This window comes from Pseudoalteromonas sp. QJM3NY_22, assembly GCF_056173065.1.
This window is the reverse complement of sequence record NZ_CM149655.1, coordinates 3,818,030-3,836,272: the sequence shown is the minus strand read 5'-3', so window position 1 is coordinate 3,836,272 and position 18,243 is coordinate 3,818,030. Positions and strand designations below refer to the sequence as shown.

The 18,243-nt window shown below is 39.1% G+C and carries 21 protein-coding genes; 7 read left to right on the top strand and 14 right to left on the bottom strand.

What is annotated here, in order from left to right; translation table 11 throughout:
* Window positions 1-172 precede the first annotated feature (172 nt).
* Window positions 173-1,036: an RNA polymerase sigma factor RpoH gene (gene rpoH, locus AC0VZ4_RS17760; RefSeq protein WP_475440314.1), complete on the top strand. Its 864-nt coding sequence runs from the start codon at window positions 173-175 to the stop codon at window positions 1,034-1,036.
* A 21-nt stretch (window positions 1,037-1,057) separates the two neighbouring features.
* Here the strand turns inward: rpoH and AC0VZ4_RS17755 are convergent, their stop codons facing one another.
* The 5 genes from AC0VZ4_RS17755 to gpmM all read right to left on the bottom strand — a co-directional run bounded on the left by AC0VZ4_RS17755 (window position 1,058) and on the right by gpmM (window position 6,327).
* Window positions 1,058-1,492, bottom strand: coding sequence for a hypothetical protein (locus AC0VZ4_RS17755; protein WP_475440313.1), 435 nt, complete (start codon window positions 1,490-1,492; stop codon window positions 1,058-1,060).
* A 24-nt stretch (window positions 1,493-1,516) separates the two neighbouring features.
* The gene (locus AC0VZ4_RS17750) at window positions 1,517-2,284 is read right to left on the bottom strand and encodes a divergent polysaccharide deacetylase family protein (RefSeq protein WP_475441681.1); all 768 of its coding nucleotides are present in this window, start codon (window positions 2,282-2,284) and stop codon (window positions 1,517-1,519) included.
* Between the two features lie 66 nt (window positions 2,285-2,350).
* Complete coding sequence (locus AC0VZ4_RS17745) at window positions 2,351-3,607, bottom strand: S41 family peptidase (protein WP_007376034.1); 1,257 nt, start codon at window positions 3,605-3,607, stop codon at window positions 2,351-2,353.
* 34 nt (window positions 3,608-3,641) lie between these two features.
* Window positions 3,642-4,781, bottom strand: coding sequence for a murein hydrolase activator EnvC family protein (locus AC0VZ4_RS17740; RefSeq protein WP_008136785.1), 1,140 nt, complete (start codon window positions 4,779-4,781; stop codon window positions 3,642-3,644).
* Window position 4,782: 1 nt separating this feature from the next.
* Window positions 4,783-6,327, bottom strand: coding sequence for a 2,3-bisphosphoglycerate-independent phosphoglycerate mutase (gene gpmM, locus AC0VZ4_RS17735; protein ID WP_008136787.1), 1,545 nt, complete (start codon window positions 6,325-6,327; stop codon window positions 4,783-4,785).
* A gap of 264 nt (window positions 6,328-6,591) precedes the next feature.
* Here gpmM and AC0VZ4_RS17730 point away from each other — a divergent pair, with 264 nt between their 5' ends.
* Genes AC0VZ4_RS17730 through gpsA form a run of 4 tightly spaced genes read left to right on the top strand, consistent with a single transcriptional unit; the run spans window position 6,592 to window position 8,843 of the window.
* On the top strand, window positions 6,592-7,023 hold the full coding sequence (locus AC0VZ4_RS17730; protein WP_008136789.1) for a rhodanese-like domain-containing protein: 432 nt from the start codon (window positions 6,592-6,594) through the stop codon (window positions 7,021-7,023).
* 31 nt (window positions 7,024-7,054) lie between these two features.
* A complete protein-coding gene (gene grxC, locus AC0VZ4_RS17725) occupies window positions 7,055-7,312 on the top strand; it encodes a glutaredoxin 3 (protein WP_002957783.1) in 258 nt (85 codons plus the stop codon).
* Between the two features lie 34 nt (window positions 7,313-7,346).
* Window positions 7,347-7,832: a protein-export chaperone SecB gene (gene secB, locus AC0VZ4_RS17720; protein WP_007376038.1), complete on the top strand. Its 486-nt coding sequence runs from the start codon at window positions 7,347-7,349 to the stop codon at window positions 7,830-7,832.
* 3 nt (window positions 7,833-7,835) lie between these two features.
* On the top strand, window positions 7,836-8,843 hold the full coding sequence (gene gpsA / locus AC0VZ4_RS17715) for an NAD(P)H-dependent glycerol-3-phosphate dehydrogenase (RefSeq protein WP_475440312.1): 1,008 nt from the start codon (window positions 7,836-7,838) through the stop codon (window positions 8,841-8,843).
* A gap of 41 nt (window positions 8,844-8,884) precedes the next feature.
* Here gpsA and AC0VZ4_RS17710 read toward each other — a convergent pair whose 3' ends face one another.
* From AC0VZ4_RS17710 to AC0VZ4_RS17700, 3 genes are all read right to left on the bottom strand, one after another.
* Window positions 8,885-9,589, bottom strand: a complete 705-nt coding sequence (locus tag AC0VZ4_RS17710; protein WP_475440311.1) for a methyl-accepting chemotaxis protein — start codon at window positions 9,587-9,589, stop codon at window positions 8,885-8,887.
* Window positions 9,590-9,683: 94 nt separating this feature from the next.
* Window positions 9,684-10,433: an IS5 family transposase gene (locus AC0VZ4_RS17705; RefSeq protein ID WP_475439649.1), complete on the bottom strand. Its 750-nt coding sequence runs from the start codon at window positions 10,431-10,433 to the stop codon at window positions 9,684-9,686.
* 76 nt (window positions 10,434-10,509) lie between these two features.
* Window positions 10,510-10,824 (bottom strand): HAMP domain-containing protein, encoded by a 315-nt coding sequence (locus AC0VZ4_RS17700; protein ID WP_475440310.1) that lies wholly within the window; start codon window positions 10,822-10,824, stop codon window positions 10,510-10,512.
* Between the two features lie 142 nt (window positions 10,825-10,966).
* On the opposite strand from AC0VZ4_RS17700, the gene tnpC reads away from it, so the two are divergent.
* Window positions 10,967-12,406, top strand: coding sequence for an IS66 family transposase (gene tnpC, locus AC0VZ4_RS17695; protein ID WP_475440309.1), 1,440 nt, complete (start codon window positions 10,967-10,969; stop codon window positions 12,404-12,406).
* On the opposite strand, the gene AC0VZ4_RS17690 is transcribed toward tnpC, so the two are convergent.
* The 5 genes from AC0VZ4_RS17690 to trmL form a co-directional block, all read right to left on the bottom strand.
* Window positions 12,367-12,783 (bottom strand): hypothetical protein, encoded by a 417-nt coding sequence (locus AC0VZ4_RS17690; RefSeq protein WP_475440308.1) that lies wholly within the window; start codon window positions 12,781-12,783, stop codon window positions 12,367-12,369. The two genes, tnpC and AC0VZ4_RS17690, sit on opposite strands and share 40 nt — an antisense overlap.
* A gap of 198 nt (window positions 12,784-12,981) precedes the next feature.
* Window positions 12,982-13,707 (bottom strand): substrate-binding periplasmic protein, encoded by a 726-nt coding sequence (locus tag AC0VZ4_RS17685; RefSeq protein ID WP_007376041.1) that lies wholly within the window; start codon window positions 13,705-13,707, stop codon window positions 12,982-12,984.
* Window positions 13,708-13,717: 10 nt separating this feature from the next.
* The gene (locus AC0VZ4_RS17680; protein WP_033031053.1) at window positions 13,718-14,392 is read right to left on the bottom strand and encodes a TorF family putative porin; all 675 of its coding nucleotides are present in this window, start codon (window positions 14,390-14,392) and stop codon (window positions 13,718-13,720) included.
* Between the two features lie 189 nt (window positions 14,393-14,581).
* Window positions 14,582-15,331: an IS5 family transposase gene (locus tag AC0VZ4_RS17675; protein WP_475439649.1), complete on the bottom strand. Its 750-nt coding sequence runs from the start codon at window positions 15,329-15,331 to the stop codon at window positions 14,582-14,584.
* 392 nt (window positions 15,332-15,723) lie between these two features.
* Window positions 15,724-16,188, bottom strand: coding sequence for a tRNA (uridine(34)/cytosine(34)/5-carboxymethylaminomethyluridine(34)-2'-O)-methyltransferase TrmL (gene trmL, locus AC0VZ4_RS17670; RefSeq protein ID WP_033031055.1), 465 nt, complete (start codon window positions 16,186-16,188; stop codon window positions 15,724-15,726).
* A gap of 108 nt (window positions 16,189-16,296) precedes the next feature.
* Between trmL and AC0VZ4_RS17665 the strand changes: the two genes are divergently transcribed.
* On the top strand, window positions 16,297-17,190 hold the full coding sequence (locus tag AC0VZ4_RS17665) for a cation diffusion facilitator family transporter (protein WP_475440307.1): 894 nt from the start codon (window positions 16,297-16,299) through the stop codon (window positions 17,188-17,190).
* Between the two features lie 103 nt (window positions 17,191-17,293).
* On the opposite strand, the gene AC0VZ4_RS17660 is transcribed toward AC0VZ4_RS17665, so the two are convergent.
* Window positions 17,294-18,241 (bottom strand): alpha/beta fold hydrolase, encoded by a 948-nt coding sequence (locus AC0VZ4_RS17660; protein WP_475440306.1) that lies wholly within the window; start codon window positions 18,239-18,241, stop codon window positions 17,294-17,296.
* Window positions 18,242-18,243: the final 2 nt, after the last annotated feature.

Below are 18,243 nucleotides of genomic sequence, written 5' to 3'. Positions count from 1 at the left end.
AGGTGAACCTCTTGCATCCCTTTAATTCATAACTTATTCAGCCGCTTATAGTAGACTTAAATAACGCAAAAAAACCTCTTGATTTATGATTAGAAAAAGTTTTAAATTGGGGTTAGCACTCTTGGTTAAAGAGTGCTAAGATGGTTTCAAATGTTTATCACCGAGGTGAAAAATGAGTAAAGATTTATACGCAATGGCACTTACAGTCGGACAACAAAGCGCAAGCATGGACGGTTACCTTCAAGCGGTAAGCACTATTCCTATGCTTAAGGTTGAACAAGAACAAGAGCTTGCTAAAAGGCTTCAGGAAGAAGGCGATCTTAGTGCTGCCAAGCAACTCATTATGTCGCATTTACGCTTTGTAGCACATATTGCTAAAAGCTACTCGGGCTATGGTTTACCACAAGCAGACTTAATCCAAGAGGGCAATATAGGCCTGATGAAAGCGGTAAAGCGTTTCGACCCTAAAGTGGGAGTTCGTTTAGTATCGTTTGCAGTTCATTGGATTAAAGCAGAAATTCATGAGTTTGTGCTTAAAAATTGGCGCATAGTTAAAGTTGCGACAACTAAAGCACAACGTAAATTGTTTTTTAATCTTCGCAAAAATAAAAAGCGTTTAGGTTGGTTTAACCAAGCAGAAGTTAGCACTGTTGCGAGCGAGTTAGGTGTGAGTGAAAAGGAAGTTCGTGAAATGGAATCGCGTATGAGCGGCCAAGACATGGGCTTCGACTTGACAGGTGACGACGATGATAACGCACCAACAAGTACTTACTCTCCAGTACAATATTTAACGGATGGTGCAGCTGATCTGGCTGACGACGTTGAACAACAACAGTGGAAAGAGCAGGCGCATACGCGTTTATTTAGCGCACTTAAAACACTTGATGAACGCTCGCAAGATATTGTTAGCGCACGTTGGTTGTCTGATGATAAGGCGACTCTTCAAGAGCTGGCACAAAAGTACAGTGTATCAGCTGAACGTGTTCGTCAGCTTGAAAAAACAGCGATGAAAAAGTTACAAAGCGCTATGAGCTAAACACAGCTCAAGCAGCAAAATTTAAAAAGCCCTGCATGAAAATGCGGGGCTTTTTTGTTTACGGCCGTAAGCTTTCACCTGCCTAGTGCTAAAATTGATAACCGGTTCTACTTTAAATAAGTAACTGAGAATATCTATATATGTTTTTATGGCTGGTAAAATTATAATTAATGTAGTTAACGCGACAGCCCAAGGTTTACTAAACCACCATACTTTTGAAGTTTGAAAATAGTTGGGTGGGGCTTTTAATTTTTCTCTTTCAGAAATCATGGTAGGTGAAATCTCTATAACTTCAGCAACAATAAATTTTATTAAATGAAAATTACGTAGCTTGTTAATTGAAGCTTCAGAGTAAAAGCTTTGGCTATGGAGTTTAATTGTTTGTATTTCTTTACCATGATTCAGAAAATAATCAGCAAGGAAAAAAATTAGCTCTTTTTCATGTTTGCTATACATATAATTTCCTTATTAAAGTACATATCATCGAGCACTAACCCCTTTGCCCTCAGCCTGCGCCAACTGAATGTATTTATGCTCAACCAGCTGCGAAACCGGCACAAGTTCAAAGCCTTGATCTATTAACTGTGGTAACGCTTCACGTAAAAAATCAATAGTTTCAGGATAAGGATGGGCGATAGCAATGGCAAAATTGTGATCGGTTGCTTGCTGTTTTAATTCATCAAACCTTAACTGCAATTGCTCGGGGGTGATAATGTTGTCTAAAAATACTTGGCGGCTAATATTAGCAACACCTAAAAAGTTTGCCGCATTTTGAGCTTGGCTTAAATCTGTGGTACGACTATCTAAAAAGTATAAATGGCGTTTTTTAAGCACTTCCATTGTCCATTTCATAGCTTGGCTTTGTTGTGTTAGTGCTGAGCCCATATGATTATTAACGCCCTTAACTTGTGGCAGACTAGCTAAGGCAGTGCCTAGAGTTTGCTGGAGCTGCTCTTTACTCATACTTAATGTAAGCGCGCCGGGGCCTAGTTTTTTCCCATTTAGCGCCTGCATGGGCACATGAAGTAATAGTTCTTTATTTGACTGACTCGCTAGCGAAGCAAAAGCTTGCGAATAGGGGGTGTGAGGCAAAATTGAATATGACAATTGCCCTGGTAAGGTTAAGAGCTCTAAATCTCTTTGATGGTAGCCTATATCGTCAATTACGATTGCTATTTGCTTCGCTTTAACATCAAAAGAGACAAAGCAAGTGACTAATAAAAGCCACGTTGTAATGCTTGCGTTAATAGTTTTCAAATTTATAATTTTTATTATCTTATTAAGCTCAGTAAGTTGCTCTAAATAAAGCGAATGTTATTGCATACTGAGCAACTGTTTTGCTTTAACTAATTGTAAATCAGCCAAATTACTTGAAAGTAATTGCTGAGTACCTTTAGTCTGTTCGTTTTTTATTATAACGGCTTTATTGTTTTGTGAAAGGTTTGTTTGATTAATCGCCACATCGGGCGTTATTCCTACACCATCAATTGATTTACCTGAAGGCGTAAAGTATTTTGCTGTAGTAAGTTTTAAGGCTGTATTACCGTCACCTAATGGGATGAGAGATTGAACAGAGCCTTTACCGAATGACTGGCTTCCTACAATCTTTGCACGATTATTATCTTTTAAAGCCGCCGCTAAAATTTCAGCTGCTGAAGCCGAGTTTTCATTTATGAGTACCACAATTGGTGCACCTTTTAACACATCACCGTGCTTGGCGTAAAAGGCTTGATTTGCATCAAAAAAACGCCCCTTAGTGGTTACAATAGTGCCGCTTTGTAAAAACAGGTCTGATACTGCCACAGCACTTTTTAAGGTGCCACCAGGATTGTCGCGTAAATCGATGACTAGTCCTTTGAGTGGGTAACCATAGTGATTTTGCATGGCTGCAACTTGTATTGCTACCTCATGTAGTGTGTGATTGGAAAAGCTATTGATAGCTAAATAGCCAGTGCCGGTATCTAAAAGCTGACTGGTTACACTTTCTAAATCTATTTGGGTGCGGGTAACATCAAAAGGTATATGGGTTTTATTTGTATTACGTTGCACTGTTAAGTGAATGCTTGCAAACTTACTGTCCCTTATTAAAGCAGCTACTTGGTCAATTGTAAGTGTTGCAACAGTATGGTTATTAATACTAATTATAATATCGTTAGGTAAAATCCCTGCATTTTTGGCCGGAGAGTTATTAACAACATCGATAATAGTCATTTGCTCGTCAATATTTTTAACTTCGATACCAAGACCTGTGTAACGACCGTTTGTGTTGTCAAATAACGCAGTGAGTTCATGCTCGTCGAGGTATTTAGAATAAGGATCGAGCTTTGAATATAAGCGTTCAAATTGATGATTGTTGTATTTTATATGCATGCTATTTTGTAATTCTAAGTCATCAACATAATAAGCATGAATATTAAATAAAATTTCGTCTATTTGTTGCCTCTTCAATTGTTTTACTGAGCTGGCAGAGGCGCTATTGATAAAGAAAATAAAGACAAGTAAACACAGGCTTAAAATGAAACCTGTGTTTTGTTTTTTTTCGTAGAATGTCGTTGGGGTTTTGTTTTTCATCAGCTGCTCCAGAGCGGTGCAGCGGTTTATTCAATTAAATACGTCTGCACCATTTTACAGGATTTACTGCGCGTCCTTTGTGGCGTATTTCAAAGTATAGACCAGAACTTGCTTGTCCGCCGCTTTGGCCAACTAAAGCTAAAGTTTCACCTTCTCTAACCATATCGCCAACATCTCTGAGGAGTGTCTGTGCATGGCCGTATAAACTCATAAAGCCTTCACCATGATCAACAACGATCACCCAGCCATAACCTTTTAGCCAATCGGCAAATACAACTTGGCCATTGTGCACGCTATTAACATTCACGCCTTCTTTTGCACCAATTAACACGCCTTTCCAATCAATACCGCCATGCTTACGCTGGCCAAAGGTGTGTTCTAACTTACCTCTGGTCGGCCAATTTAGTTTACCCTTACTTTTATTTAGGCCGAGTAATTCGATCTTTTGCGTTTTCTCTTTTTCAAGCTCTTCAATGGTTGTAATTAAAGTTTGTTGGTTTTCTTTAAGGTAATTAATAGAGCTTTTGGTACTTGTGAGCTGAGCTTGTAAGTTTTTAAGATTTGCTTGGCGTTCACTTTGAGCGTTAAGCAAAGCAGTTTGACGCCTTTTTTGCTCGTCATGTAAAGCGATTAACCTTTGTTTTGTTTTAGCCAGCTCTATCTGATTAGAAGCTATTTCCTCTTGAAGGGCTTTTAGGTCTTCAATTTGCTCTATCCTGGCTTTATTTAAGTAATTGTAATAACTGAGAGTGCGCTCAAATTTGGCTGTGTCTTCTTGGTTCAAAATCATTTTAGAGTAGTCATCGCCGCCAGCCATATAGGCACTTTTTAATTGCGCGGCTAAAATGCGCTGAAATAGGGCGTGTTTTTGATCAAGTTGTTCTGCTTTTTGTTGTTGCAGTTTTTGCTGCTGTTGGTTTTTTTTAACCGATTGCTCAGCCATATTAAGCGCTTTAGCATTTTTTGCTATGTTGAGCTCATGACTTTTGAGATTTTTTTGTAGTTTTGCTATTTTTTTTCGTTGTTCATTATATTGCGCTTGATTTTGTTCAAGCGCGTTTTGTACTTCGGATAAATCTTTTTTAGTACGATCTTCGTTAGCGACTGCAGGTGCAGCCGCTAACGAAGTAAGTATTAAGCCGCACTTAATTAACCGGTTAATACGTTTATTCATTTTATTTCAACATCATGATAGGCGTACCAGTCATTTCTCTTGGTTGCTCCATACCCATTAAGTGAAGCATTGTTGGGGCTACATCACTTAAGGCTTTACCTTGCATTGGCTCTGCATCGCGACCAACATAAATAAAATGCACCGGTTCGCTAGTGTGGGCGGTATGTGCTTGGCCTGTTTTGAGATCAGCCATTTGCTCAGCATTACCATGGTCAGCTGTTATTAACGCTTCACCACCAAACTCTTCTAGCGCATCAATAACACGTCCAATGCAGCTATCTACAGCTTCACAGGCTTTAACAGCAGCCTCAAATACACCAGAATGACCAACCATATCGCCGTTAGGGTAGTTGCAAATAATAGCATCGTATTTACCGCTTTTTATTGCAGCTACCAGCTTGTCGGTTAACATTTCTGAATTCATTTCTGGTTGTAAATCGTACGTTGCTACTTGCGGCGAAGGAATTAGTTCGCGTGTTTCGCCTTCAAATTCACTTTCGCGCCCGCCACTAAAGAAAAACGTAACGTGTGCGTACTTTTCGGTTTCAGAAATACGTAGTTGAGTTTTACCATTTTTTTCAAACCATTCACCTAAAACATTAACTAAAGGGGTAGGGCCAAATGCCACTGGTGCGTTAATGTCGGCTGCGTATTCTGTCATCATTACAAAAGCACTAAGCTCAGGCGTTCTTTTTTTAGTAAACCCATCAAAATCAGGTTCAACAAATGCACGTGTAATTTCGCGGGCTCTATCTGCTCTAAAATTAGCAAATATAATAGTATCACCATCATTTATTGTTGCTGGTGTCGCGCCTGCAGGGGTAATTGTGGTGGCAGCTACAAATTCGTCGTTTTCGTCGCGCTCATATGCAGCTTCAAGTGCTATTACGCCGTTATCGTAATTAAAATCGCCCTCGGCAAGAGTCATTACGTTATAGGCTTTCTCTACACGATTCCAGCGATTATCTCGGTCCATGGCGTAGTAGCGACCAATTAATGAAGCCAAACGACCGCATTTAAGCTCGCTAAATAATGCTTCAATACGTTCAATAGACGCTTTAGCGCTACGTGGTGGTGTGTCACGGCCATCTAAAAAGGCGTGAAAATAGACTTCTTTAGCACCACGTTTAGCAGCAAGTTCAATACTTGCAACGATATGATCTTCGTGGCTGTGCACACCGCCGGGGCTCAATAGGCCCATAATATGAACGGCTTTACCTGCTTTCACAGCTTTATCTATATTTTCAACAAGTGCAGGTGTTGAATCAAATTCGCCATCATTAATGGCTTTGGTGATACGAGTAAAGTCTTGATAAACTACTCGTCCAGCCCCTAAGTTTACATGGCCAACTTCAGAGTTGCCCATTTGCCCATCAGGAAGACCAACATCAAAGCCCGAAGCTGAAATTAATGTATGAGGGCGTGTAGCCCATAAGTTGTCTAGTACTGGCGTGTTTGCCGCCAAAATAGCATTACTTTGCTCATCTTCGCGATACCCCCAACCGTCTAAAATCATTAATACCAGTGGTTTTTTATGTTCTGTCATAGTCACTCCTGAAAGTTAGCACCTGTTTGGCTTTAGCATACCGTGTTTTGTAACTAGGGTCAGCATGCAAAGCCGCATATTAATTTTTTTCACTCTGCTGAGAAACGTAAATACACACTTAGATAAGGTATATATGGGGCGTTTTATGTACTTTTAAACAACGTCTAAACTCGCATTTTAAGTTGGTTTGGGTATACTTGCGTGGCTAAAGTCTAAAATATCTAAAACACTACGTTTTAGGATGTAATTTATAGTGGAAGTCGAATGGATCAATATATTGAATTTATCACCAATCACCCAATTTTAAGCCTTGCTTGGGTGGGTATTGTATTTCTTATTGTTAGTGGCTGGATAAAAAGTAAGTTTTCAGCTGTTCGTCAAATAAATCCTCAACAGCTTACGTTACTTATTAACCGTGATGACGGTCAAGTAATCGATATACGTGCGCAAAAAGAGTTTAATACAGGGCGTATTTCTGGTGCTGAGCACTTAAGCCCAGAGAATGCGAAAAAATCTGACTTTTCAAGCCTTGAAAAGTACAAGACTAAACCCATTATAGTTGTATGTACTACAGGTATGACTGCCCAAGGTACTGCAGCCGCTATGAGTAAAGCTGGTTTTGAACGAGTTTACTTATTAGCCGGTGGCATGGGTGCGTGGCAATCTGCTAGCTTACCAACTACAACAGGTCGCTAATCAGTTTAGCTAGGCCGATAGAGGATTTATTATGAGTAATGTTGTTTTATACACCAAGGCGTATTGTCCATTTTGTCAGCGTGCTCTTTCGCTTTTAAACAGCAAAGGCGTTGAATACACAAATTATGATATTGGTGTACAGCCTGAGCTACGCGATGAAATGATTGCCAAAGCAGGTGGTGCAAGCACAGTACCGCAAATTTTTATTAATGATGAACATATCGGTGGCTGCGACGACATGATGGCTATTGAAGCGCAAGGTAAACTTGACGCTAAGCTAAACGCTTAATTTAATTATAATAACGAACAAGTTAGGAATAACAATGAACGAAGAAACTCAAAACGTAGCAGCTGCAGAAGCCGGCGCACAATTTACTATTCAGCGTATTTACACTAAAGATGTGTCGTTTGAAACACCAAACTCTCCGGCTATTTTTCAAAAAGAATGGACGCCAGAAGTTAAGTTAGATTTAGATACACGTTCTAACAAGTTAGATGAGGGTGTATTTGAAGTTGTTTTGGCATTAACAGTAACTGCTTCGCTTGGTGAAGAAACTGCGTTTTTATGTGAAATTCAACAAGCGGGTATTTTTACTATTGCTGATGTTGAAGAAGTGCAACTTGCACATATGCTAGGTGCATTTTGCCCTAACGTGTTATTTCCATATGCACGTGAAGCTGTATCAAACCTTGTTAACCGTGGTACATTCCCACAGCTTAATCTTGCGCCAGTAAATTTTGATGCGTTATTTGCACAGTACATGCAACAACGTACTGCGCCTGCTGACCAGGTTACAGCAGACGCATAACTCATGAATACAGCAACTACAGCTGTTACTGTATTAGGGGCGGGGTCTTACGGCACCGCCCTTGCTATTTGTTTAGCCCGAAATGGTCACAACGTGACACTTTGGGGAAGAAATAGCGACGACGTTGCCACGCTTGCAGCTGAGCGGAAAAATCAACGTTACTTACCAGATGCCCCTTTTCCAGATACTCTTACTCTTGAAGCCAACTTACAACGTGCCGTTGCTAGCAGCGCTATTGTACTTGTTGTTGTGCCAAGCCATGCTTTTGGTGATACGCTTCAGCAAATTAAACCAGCATTACAAAAAGGCGCGAAAGTAGCATGGGCTACCAAAGGGCTTGAGCCTAATATTGGACGCTTGTTACAAGAAGTTGCACTGCAAGAATTGGGAGGTGATATTCCACTTGCGGTACTTTCGGGTCCTACATTTGCAAAAGAAATGGCGATGGGTTCACCTACGGCTATTTCTGTGTCTTCTACGTCGCCTGAATTTGCCCAGCAGCTTGCGGATTTACTTCATTGTGGTCGCTCATTCCGAGTGTATAACAATGATGACTTTATTGGCATTCAACTTGGTGGTGCGGTTAAAAATGTAATTGCAATTGGTGCAGGTATTTCGGATGGCGTAGGCTTTGGTGCAAATGCACGTACAGCGCTCATAACGAGAGGACTTGCCGAACTTACTCGTCTAGGTTGTGCTCTTGGCGCAAAGCCAGAAACCTTTATGGGAATGGCAGGCCTTGGTGATTTAATACTAACCTGTACAGATAACCAATCACGTAATCGTCGATTTGGTTTAGCGCTGGGTAAAGGCGAAAGTGTAGATGCTGCTATTAAGTCAATTGGCCAAGTTGTTGAAGGCTTTAGAAATACTAAAGAAGTGTATTTGTTAGCGCAGCGCACTGGTGTGGAAATGCCAATTACTGAACAAATTTATAAAGTTCTTTATGAAAATAAAGACATGAAAGATGCAGCTATGGCGCTATTAGGCCGAGAGCAAAAGTCGGAATAAAAAATAAGCCTTTTAGCTAATATCTGAAAGGCTTATTTTCTTTACGTTTTAAAAACAGTTACTGATTTTTTCAGTTTAAGAGCGAGTGTTTTCATATCTTCTGAATATGTTTGAACTTGTTCAATTTTCCCCATGCTGTTTTGACCAGCACTGACAACTTCATTGATATTTTTACTTAGATCTTCAGCAACAGTGCTCTGCTCTGATACAGCACTAGAGATGTGACTCGACATATGTGTAATAGATTCTATTACTTCAGATATATTTTCTATTAATTCACTGGCTGCATTTGCAGCACTCATGCTTTCTTGACTCATACTTTTACTTAAGCCCATAACATTAACAGCAGATTGTGAGCCTTGTTGTAATTTGTTAATTGTTTCATGAATTTCAGCTGTACTCGTTTGTGTTCTACTTGCTAAAGAGCGTACTTCATCAGCAACAACAGCAAATCCACGGCCTTGCTCACCAGCTCTGGCTGCTTCAATAGCGGCATTTAATGCTAGCAAATTGGTTTGTTCAGCTATCGCTTGAATAACATCCAGCATAGATACAATATCTTGCACGCTATTTTCAAGACTAGCAATTACCGTTGATGCTTCATCTAATTGTCCCACCAAGTTCTCTATTGAATTTATAGAGCTTAGGAATGCATCATGAACTTTTTTTGCATCTATATTTGCTGTTTCGGCGGAGCTTAGCGTTAATTTGGCATTATTTTCAATTTCTACCGCAGACGATGCCATTTGCGTAATTGCAGTTGCTATCTGGTCTGTTTCTGATTGTTGTTCTGTTAAATAGTGAACACCTTCGCTGCTAACATTAGGGGCTGTTGATCTTTCACATTGGTAGCCAAATCATTGCACATGCCAGCGCTAACATACTCTCAAACTGTAATTTCAATTTATCGTACCTTGTCGCTATAGCACGGAAGTGCTTTAGCCTTGCAAAGGCATTTTCAACTAAATGCCTATATTTATATAAGCACCAATCAATATCACCATTACCTGTTTTTGAGTTTTTCTTTCTAGGGATCACTGGGCTTGAGTTTCTCTCTCGAACCTTATTTCTAATGACTTCACTATCATAGCCTTTGTCTGCGATAACAAAATCGCCTTGGGGCAATAATTCAATCAGTTCATTTGCCACTTTACTATCATGAACATCGCCGCCTGTAATAATAAATTCAATTGGTAAGCCATAACTATCAACAGCTAAATGAATTTTACTTGTATTACCGCCACGACTTAATGCTATCGCTTGTTCTTGTTGAGACGCAGCACCTGTACTGTGTTGATGTGCTTTAACATAACTGCCATCAATGAATTCCCACTCAGTGTCACTATTGGCGGATAATGATTTGAACAACCTTATTAATATTCCTTTTTTAGACCAAAGTAGAAATCGGCGGTAAATAGTATTCCATAAACCAAAACACTCAGGGAGGTCACGCCATGGGCAACCAACACGTAAGCGATATAAAATTCCTTCCATCGTTTGTCTGTGTTCAAGCTTGTTATAAACTCTATCTTCAAGCAAAATTGATTTTAGCTTCGACCACAACTTATCAGTGAGCATTAATCGGGGCATGGTAATCTCGTAAGGTTTGTTTTTGGCGAAGTAAATTATACGAGATTACCGCTTACGCACAAAATTCAAACAAAGATCAACAGCCCCTAGAAATACTCCCAGCAACGTTAAAGGAATCCTCTACTGATAGTTTCACACCGTTAATAAGCTCAGCAATTTTGTGTTCAAATTGGTTGAATGAAGCCGCGAGTTGGCCTATTTCGTCGTTGCGACGAACAATTATCTCTTGTGTTAAATCACCATCGCCATTGGCAATGGTTGCCATTTTTTCAGCCACTTCAGATAATGGTTGAGCAACTAATTTTTTGAAAATATAGATTAAAACTCCAGCTAAAATAGTGACGAGTAGTAATATTTCTATAACCGAAAAAATAGCCAGTTCAAGTAGCACAGCCTCAATATGACTAAACTCAATATAAAGATTAATTGTAACTATTCACCATGGTAAATTATTTTCAAAGGATCTTTTTTAACTATTGACCGATCCCGCCAGTATGCCAAGCTAGGGCTATGACCTAATAGCCCTAGCTTCAATGAATTTAAACAGCATCAACATCGACGAAATCGTTGAGAAAACCAAAGCTCAATTACAAGAAGGTAAAACTCTCACGCCTGCGCTGAAGATGTCTATTGAACTCATTCTGGTTGTCGTTGTTATGTTAGCAAGTAAATTAGGACTTAACAGTAACAATAGCAGTATCCCGCCATCAAAAGACATCAACCGAAAAAAACAAAACAAAGAGAAATCAGCCAAGTCAGCGGGTGGTCAAAAAGGCCGTGCAGGTAAAACACTAACCCAAACACAGACGCCTGATGAGATCAAAATCATCCTAGTTGAACGTGATTTTTTACCGAAAGGTCACTACCGTGAAATTGGCTTTCAAAAACGACAGGTTGTCGATATAGATATCAGGAAAGTGGTCACTGAATACCAAGCACAAATTCTGGAAAATGAGCAAGGTAAGCGTTTTATTGGTGAATTTCCAGAAGACGTTAACAGTCCTATTCAATATGGGGTTGGTGTAAAAGCCCATGCAGTTTACCTATCCCAATATCAATTACTCCCTTACAACCGCATTGAAGAATATTTTTGTGATCAACTCGGTATTCCAATCAGTGCGGGTAGTTTATTTAACTTTAATGAACAAGCAGCGGCCTTGGTAAAGTCCTCCGGCGCAGAAGCCGCGCTCAAGAAAGCCCTGAAAACGACTTATCAAGCCTTACACGTTGATGAAACGGGGATTAATATAGGTGGTAAACGACGATGGCTTCATGGTGCATCAACGACGTGGTGGACGTATTTTTACCCGCATGAGAAAAGAGGGAAAATAGCGATGGATGACGCCGATATTTTACCTCACTTTACTGGGGTACTATGCCACGACCACTGGAAACCGTATTATCAATATACACAGTGCCAACATGCCTTGTGTAATGCACATCATATCCGAGAGTTAGAAAGGGCATGGGAGCAAGACGGTATGCAATGGGCAAAGGATTTGCAAACCCTACTGACTGAAATCAATAAACATCAAATAGATAACCCCGAGCTAGATGCAGACACAAAAGCTCACTATATAGAGAAATATCAACAAATATTGGCTCAAGGTGACATTAAATGCCCTCCACCGGATAGAAACAGCCGAGTAAAAGGCCAGCGAGGCAGATTGAAACGAACAAAGTCTAGAGCGTTGTTAGAGCGGTTAAGAGATTATCAAGATGATGTCTTACGGTTCATGACGGAAACAGCGGTGCCTTTTAGCAACAACCAAGGTGAGAATGATATTAGGATGACCAAGGTTCATCAAAAGATATCTGGGTGCTTCAGAAGCATGCAAGGTGCAGAGATGTTTTGTTTAATCAGAAGCTACCTCTCGACTTGCAGAAAACAGCGTGTATCAGCAAGCCTAGCCCTTGAATTACTCTTCAAAAATCAGTTACCTGATATATTTATTGAAAATGTGGCTGAATAGTTACGATTAATTTTGCCTACTTTATTTTGTGTTCCTGCATCATCGTAGAATAACTCAGTTTGTGTCATTGATGGTGTTTCTGCACCATCTGTTTCAACGAATACCTCTCCATTCGTATCGTATACTACTATTTTGGATATATTTTGGGATGCAACTTCGGCATTTATTAGCTTTTTGGCTAATTCATCTTGGAAGTTCCACATCGCATTAGGTAGTGACAGCCCAATACGCTCTTTTGCAAGATTGATTTCAGTATCAAGCTTTAGCTTTAATTGATTGCTTTGTGCGGTGTAATCATAAACACCAAAGCAAAGTAAAACAAAAACCATAGCGCTTAATGTAGTAATAACCAGCCTAAATAGAATTGAACGAGTCAAAATATCTCCTTACTTAATCGGAACTCTGGTTAAAGTTGTTGATAACGTTTTGAACGATAGTTCATTTATTTTTCTGTCCAGGTATTTTAGGAGAGCAAAGCGAATTTACGCGTTAATAGCTGGCTCGTTGCAACTAAATTCAACGAGGTTAATGTTGAAAATAGTTGCTTGGGATATATTTACTATTCAAAGTCCAAATTACTTAAGATAATTTGCCATAATGGTGTTTACATCTATTTTTGTAAGCCCCTGATTATAGATTTTCTGCCATTTTTGCCCTTCAGTATCATTTCTAAAGGCAATGTATAGTTTTTTATCTTCTAATAATGTTGTGTTCATTGCTACCTTATTTTTTAGTGCTGATAGCGATTTATCGGTATCCAGTAAGTACTTAAGTACGTTTGCGTCTATTACTGCAGCATCAATTCGCCCCGCAGCTACTTTTTTAATATTTAATACATCAGAAGGAGCTGCGTCTCCTTTAATTGTGCCAGAGGCAATCATGTCATCAAGTTCTTTTGTATTAACATAGTCTTGTACAACACCAATACGTTTACCTTTAAGGTCTCCCACCGATGAATAGGCAATTGGTTTAGCGTTATTTTGTAGCAGCCCCAGAGGTCCAGTCCCTGTTGCATCAGAAAAAACAAAATCCGATGTTTCATGCATATATTCTGGAAAGTAGCCGACATACTTAGAATTTGCTTGTGAAGCAGAGTTAACGGCACGTGACCAAGGATAAAAATCTACGATAAGCTCATGTCCTTCGGCCTTAAATGCTGCTTTTGCGACTGCGACTGATGCTCCTTGTTGTTCTAATGATTTATCTGAATAAGGAGGCCAAGCCAAGGATGTTAAATAAACTGTTTCAGCAGCTATAAAATTAGAAAAAGTAAGTAAAAGAAAGAATAATGTGGTTTTCATTTATAAACCCTTAGAAGTTAAATGTTCTTGAAACGGTTGCTAGTAAAGTTGCATCACCGTACGTTTCTAAATCTGTGTCTTCATAACCAGCAGTAAAATTCCACTCATTCCAAGTATAGTTTGCAGTTATACGCCAATGCATATAATTATCATCACCAGGCTCCCATTCCCACTTGTCATCGTCGAAACTCATAGAGTAATCGGCGCCTATATCAATTGAAAAAACGTCATTAATCGGAACGTTGTGCGTCAGCATAATGATGCTATGCCCAGCCCCTGTAGCAAAGTAATCCCATGCGTACCAAAAGTTAAGGTTAGTGTTGCCATAATTGAATTTGGCGTAAGTTTCAGCGTAGTTATAATCGGAGCTAAAATCTTCACCATGGTAAGTATATTGCGCAATACCAATATCTAGATTAATCGAGTCTGCTAAGCTTGTGTAATAGCCAATGTAGCCATCGGCTTCTATATCAGTGCCTTCACCAAAGTCAACATTAGAGCCCCAAATTCCGGCATACAATCCCGAGTCTCCGGCCCAATCAAAACTTGCTTGTAAAGCCGGGTCTTCTTGAGTTTGACTTACACCATTGAATAAGTAATCAGATGCTAAGGTAACTGTCGCTGATGTAGCAGCAATACTCGATGTAGAGCATAAAATAAGTGAGCAAAGAAATATTTTTTTCATAGAGTTTCAATGTAATTAAATAATTGTATGACATTGAGCTTAGTTCAATAATTATGATTATGAGAACTGTATAGTAAAAAATGAATGTTAATTTGATACAGGATAGTCTTTATTTTGGGGCGGTTTAAATGAGATGCATACAGATAACCTGAATTCCGGTTAAGGGATTTACTAGGGGCTGTTGATCTTTCACATTGGTAGCCAAATCATTGCACATGCCAGCGCTAACATACTCTCAAACTGTAATTTCAATTTATCGTACCTTGTCGCTATAGCACGGAAGTGCTTTAGCCTTGCAAAGGCATTTTCAACTAAATGCCTATATTTATATAAGCACCAATCAATATCACCATTACCTGTTTTTGAGTTTTTCTTTCTAGGGATCACTGGGCTTGAGTTTCTCTCTCGAACCTTATTTCTAATGACTTCACTATCATAGCCTTTGTCTGCGATAACAAAATCGCCTTGGGGCAATAATTCAATCAGTTCATTTGCCACTTTACTATCATGAACATCGCCGCCTGTAATAATAAATTCAATTGGTAAGCCATAACTATCAACAGCTAAATGAATTTTACTTGTATTACCGCCACGACTTAATGCTATCGCTTGTTCTTGTTGAGACGCAGCACCTGTACTGTGTTGATGTGCTTTAACATAACTGCCATCAATGAATTCCCACTCAGTGTCACTATTGGCGGATAATGATTTGAACAACCTTATTAATATTCCTTTTTTAGACCAAAGTAGAAATCGGCGGTAAATAGTATTCCATAAACCAAAACACTCAGGGAGGTCACGCCATGGGCAACCAACACGTAAGCGATATAAAATTCCTTCCATCGTTTGTCTGTGTTCAAGCTTGTTATAAACTCTATCTTCAAGCAAAATTGATTTTAGCTTCGACCACAACTTATCAGTGAGCATTAATCGGGGCATGGTAATCTCGTAAGGTTTGTTTTTGGCGAAGTAAATTATACGAGATTACCGCTTACGCACAAAATTCAAACAAAGATCAACAGCCCCTAATATATTGAACAATAATGATATTTTAATTTATTTTTCTATAGCAAGGGATTTGCAGTGAAAGCAAGGTGAATTTACACGCCAATAATGGGCCTATTGTAAGTAAGTTCAGGTTAGATAATACGCAGCCGAAGATAGGTTATTGCTTTTATTCCTGGGCTGTAATTTTGTAGTTCAACATTTTAAGTTTGTTGTATTTTCTGATAACTGCATATATTAGCTGATAGTGTAGCCAAGGGCTTTAATTTAGAGCTCATTTAAACTAAGAGCCATACCTTGGCTTACAATATTAGTAAGTGCATTAGTTATTGTGCGTTAGGGAAGCCCAATTGACGCCAAGATTCATAAACAAATACAGCCACGGCGTTTGACAAGTTCATACTACGACTATTAGCTTGCATAGGAATACGAACACGTTGCTCATTTGGTAGGGCTTGGATCATATCATCAGGAAGGCCACGGGTTTCTGGGCCAAATACAAGGCAATCGCCAGCTTCGTAACTTGCTTGATGATGAAACTGGCTACCTTTAGTAGTACATGCATATACTTTGTTAGGCTTACATTTTTCAAGGTAGTCCTCAAATGAAGCGTGACGTTGAACATGGCTGAATTCATGGTAATCAAGGCCAGCACGTTTTACACGTTTATCATCCCATTCAAAACCCAAGGGCTCAATTAAATGCAGTGAATAGCCTGTGTTTGCGCACAGACGAATAATATTACCAGTGTTAGGAGGAATTTCAGGTTGGTATAAAACGATATCCAGCATAATAAGCCTTTTAAATAATCAGTAGTTTAACGATTTTCAGTATACACGAAACCTTTTAAAAAAATGATATACTCTCTGTATTGAATACACCTATTAACGGATAAAAACGTGCACAACCGCAGTTACGAATTTTGGGTTAAAACTTCTAGTATTGTTACCATGATAATGGTTAGTTTAATGATTACTGCAAAAACGTGGGCGTGGCTTGCATCGGGTTCAGCATCAATGCTTGGCTCACTAACCGATTCGTTAATGGATATAACGGCTACTGCAATGAGCTTTTTAGTTTTAGGTTATGCGCTGCGCCCAGCTGATGATGATCACCGATTTGGTCACGGCAAAGCTGAAGCTATAGCAGGGCTTGGGCAAGCCGCTTTTATTGCAGGTTCAGGCTGTTTACTGGCATTTCATGGTATTGAGCGATTATTTAACCCAATACAGCTCAGTCATTCTTTATTAGGCGTGTGGGTTAGCATTTTTGCTATTGCGTGTACCTTGGTTATTGTATTTGTACAAAATAAAGTGATTAAGTACACCGATTCAATCGCAATAAAAGCTGATTCAGTACATTACAAAGGCGACTTGATTTTAAATGCCGCCGTGTTACTCGCTATTTTATTAGCATACTATGGCGTATTGTATGCCGATCCTGTTTTTGCTATTGGCGTAGCGGGTTACTTACTTTATAACAGCTGGGAAATAGCCAGAGATAGTGCCGATCACTTAATGGATAAAGAGCTGCCAGATGACGAAAAACAAAGCATATTTGAAATAGCTAAAGCGCATGCTGATGTACATGGCGTACATGGTATTCGTACTCGCCAAGGCGGTAAGATAAAATTTATCCAAATGCATTTAGAGCTTGATGACAATTTAAGTTTGATTCGTGCGCATAACGTGGCTGATGAAGTAGAAGTATTGATAACCAAAGAGTTTGAATCTGAGGTCGATATTCTGATCCACCTCGATCCATTGTCGGTGCTTAACTTAAACTCGGATTAAGCGATTTTTAGCATATTGATTTGTAATGCCAACCTGTATAAATCTTTGAGCAATTTAACGAATTAAATTGCACTATTACAATAAAATTTAACACAATTAGCTATTAAATCGTCACAGATTCACAAAACTGATATAAGCTTTTAAGCAGTGGTTGGCGTATTTCATCGCGCTCAAAAAATAGTTCGTGTTTAGCGTCGGCAAAGCTCTCAAGTATTGTATTTTCGTGCCTGTTTGCCAGTTTATATTGCGCACTGTTATCAACTATTTCATCATTTTGAGCACTGGCAATATAAAGTGGAATATTAACCGTTAATTTATTCACGGATGAAATAAATGTAAAAGTAGTGTGTAGCCAACCATAAGTCACACCACCAAGTTGTAATTTAGGCTCTTGTTTATAGGCTTTCCTAAATAGTTCGTAACGTATTGGGCTACTAGTTAAGGTATTTATAGCAAACTCATCAGGCGTATAATCTGTTTGCCCGAGCGCATAGCTGTATTGAAAGCCAAGTAATGTTGCAGTACTTGCGACTAATTTAGCTAAAGGTTTTGGTGTGCCTTTGGTGTAAATGTCGAGCATTGGCGCAGATAAAAACGCGCCACTAAAAGTGTGTTCAAAATGTGCAAGATAATCAAATGCAATAGCCCCCCCCATTGAGTGACTGACTAATACCTTTTTACCTTGCCAATAATTATCTACAACTTCTTTATTAAATAAATGAAGGTCGGCGGCATAATCTTCAAAGCGCTTTACGTAGCCTTTGTGCTTGTTTTTTAAATGCCTGTAAGAACGACCTTGGCCTTGATGATCAATTATAAACACCGCATAATTATTATTATAAAGTTCCCATAGTAACTCTTTATATTTTTCTAAGCCCTCTATACGACCTGAGCTAATAACAATCGCAATGTGTGGATTTTTTGGGATAGCGTAAGCGTAAAAAAGTTGTCCATAAGGTGTATTTAAATAAGATTTTGTCAGTGTATTATCATAAAAGTTACTAATGGCCGATTGGTTACTTTTAAGCTCGTTCTCACTACTATAAAACATTG

What these genes read in the sequence shown, in the direction of transcription:
- rpoH (WP_475440314.1), top strand. Translation starts at nt 173, where the DNA reads ATGAGTAAAGATTTATACGCAATGGCACTTACAGTCGGACAACAAAGC.
- AC0VZ4_RS17755 (WP_475440313.1), bottom strand. Translation starts at nt 1,492, where the DNA reads ATGTATAGCAAACATGAAAAAGAGCTAATTTTTTTCCTTGCTGATTAT.
- AC0VZ4_RS17745 (WP_007376034.1), bottom strand. Translation starts at nt 3,607, where the DNA reads ATGAAAAACAAAACCCCAACGACATTCTACGAAAAAAAACAAAACACA.
- AC0VZ4_RS17740 (WP_008136785.1), bottom strand. Translation starts at nt 4,781, where the DNA reads ATGAATAAACGTATTAACCGGTTAATTAAGTGCGGCTTAATACTTACT.
- gpmM (WP_008136787.1), bottom strand. Translation starts at nt 6,327, where the DNA reads ATGACAGAACATAAAAAACCACTGGTATTAATGATTTTAGACGGTTGG.
- AC0VZ4_RS17730 (WP_008136789.1), top strand. Translation starts at nt 6,592, where the DNA reads ATGGATCAATATATTGAATTTATCACCAATCACCCAATTTTAAGCCTT.
- grxC (WP_002957783.1), top strand. Translation starts at nt 7,055, where the DNA reads ATGAGTAATGTTGTTTTATACACCAAGGCGTATTGTCCATTTTGTCAG.
- secB (WP_007376038.1), top strand. Translation starts at nt 7,347, where the DNA reads ATGAACGAAGAAACTCAAAACGTAGCAGCTGCAGAAGCCGGCGCACAA.
- gpsA (WP_475440312.1), top strand. Translation starts at nt 7,836, where the DNA reads ATGAATACAGCAACTACAGCTGTTACTGTATTAGGGGCGGGGTCTTAC.
- AC0VZ4_RS17710 (WP_475440311.1), bottom strand. Translation starts at nt 9,589, where the DNA reads ATGGCATCGTCTGCGGTAGAAATTGAAAATAATGCCAAATTAACGCTA.
- AC0VZ4_RS17705 (WP_475439649.1), bottom strand. Translation starts at nt 10,433, where the DNA reads ATGCCCCGATTAATGCTCACTGATAAGTTGTGGTCGAAGCTAAAATCA.
- tnpC (WP_475440309.1), top strand. Translation starts at nt 10,967, where the DNA reads ATGAATTTAAACAGCATCAACATCGACGAAATCGTTGAGAAAACCAAA.
- AC0VZ4_RS17685 (WP_007376041.1), bottom strand. Translation starts at nt 13,707, where the DNA reads ATGAAAACCACATTATTCTTTCTTTTACTTACTTTTTCTAATTTTATA.
- AC0VZ4_RS17680 (WP_033031053.1), bottom strand. Translation starts at nt 14,392, where the DNA reads ATGAAAAAAATATTTCTTTGCTCACTTATTTTATGCTCTACATCGAGT.
- AC0VZ4_RS17675 (WP_475439649.1), bottom strand. Translation starts at nt 15,331, where the DNA reads ATGCCCCGATTAATGCTCACTGATAAGTTGTGGTCGAAGCTAAAATCA.
- trmL (WP_033031055.1), bottom strand. Translation starts at nt 16,188, where the DNA reads ATGCTGGATATCGTTTTATACCAACCTGAAATTCCTCCTAACACTGGT.
- AC0VZ4_RS17660 (WP_475440306.1), bottom strand. Translation starts at nt 18,241, where the DNA reads ATGTTTTATAGTAGTGAGAACGAGCTTAAAAGTAACCAATCGGCCATT.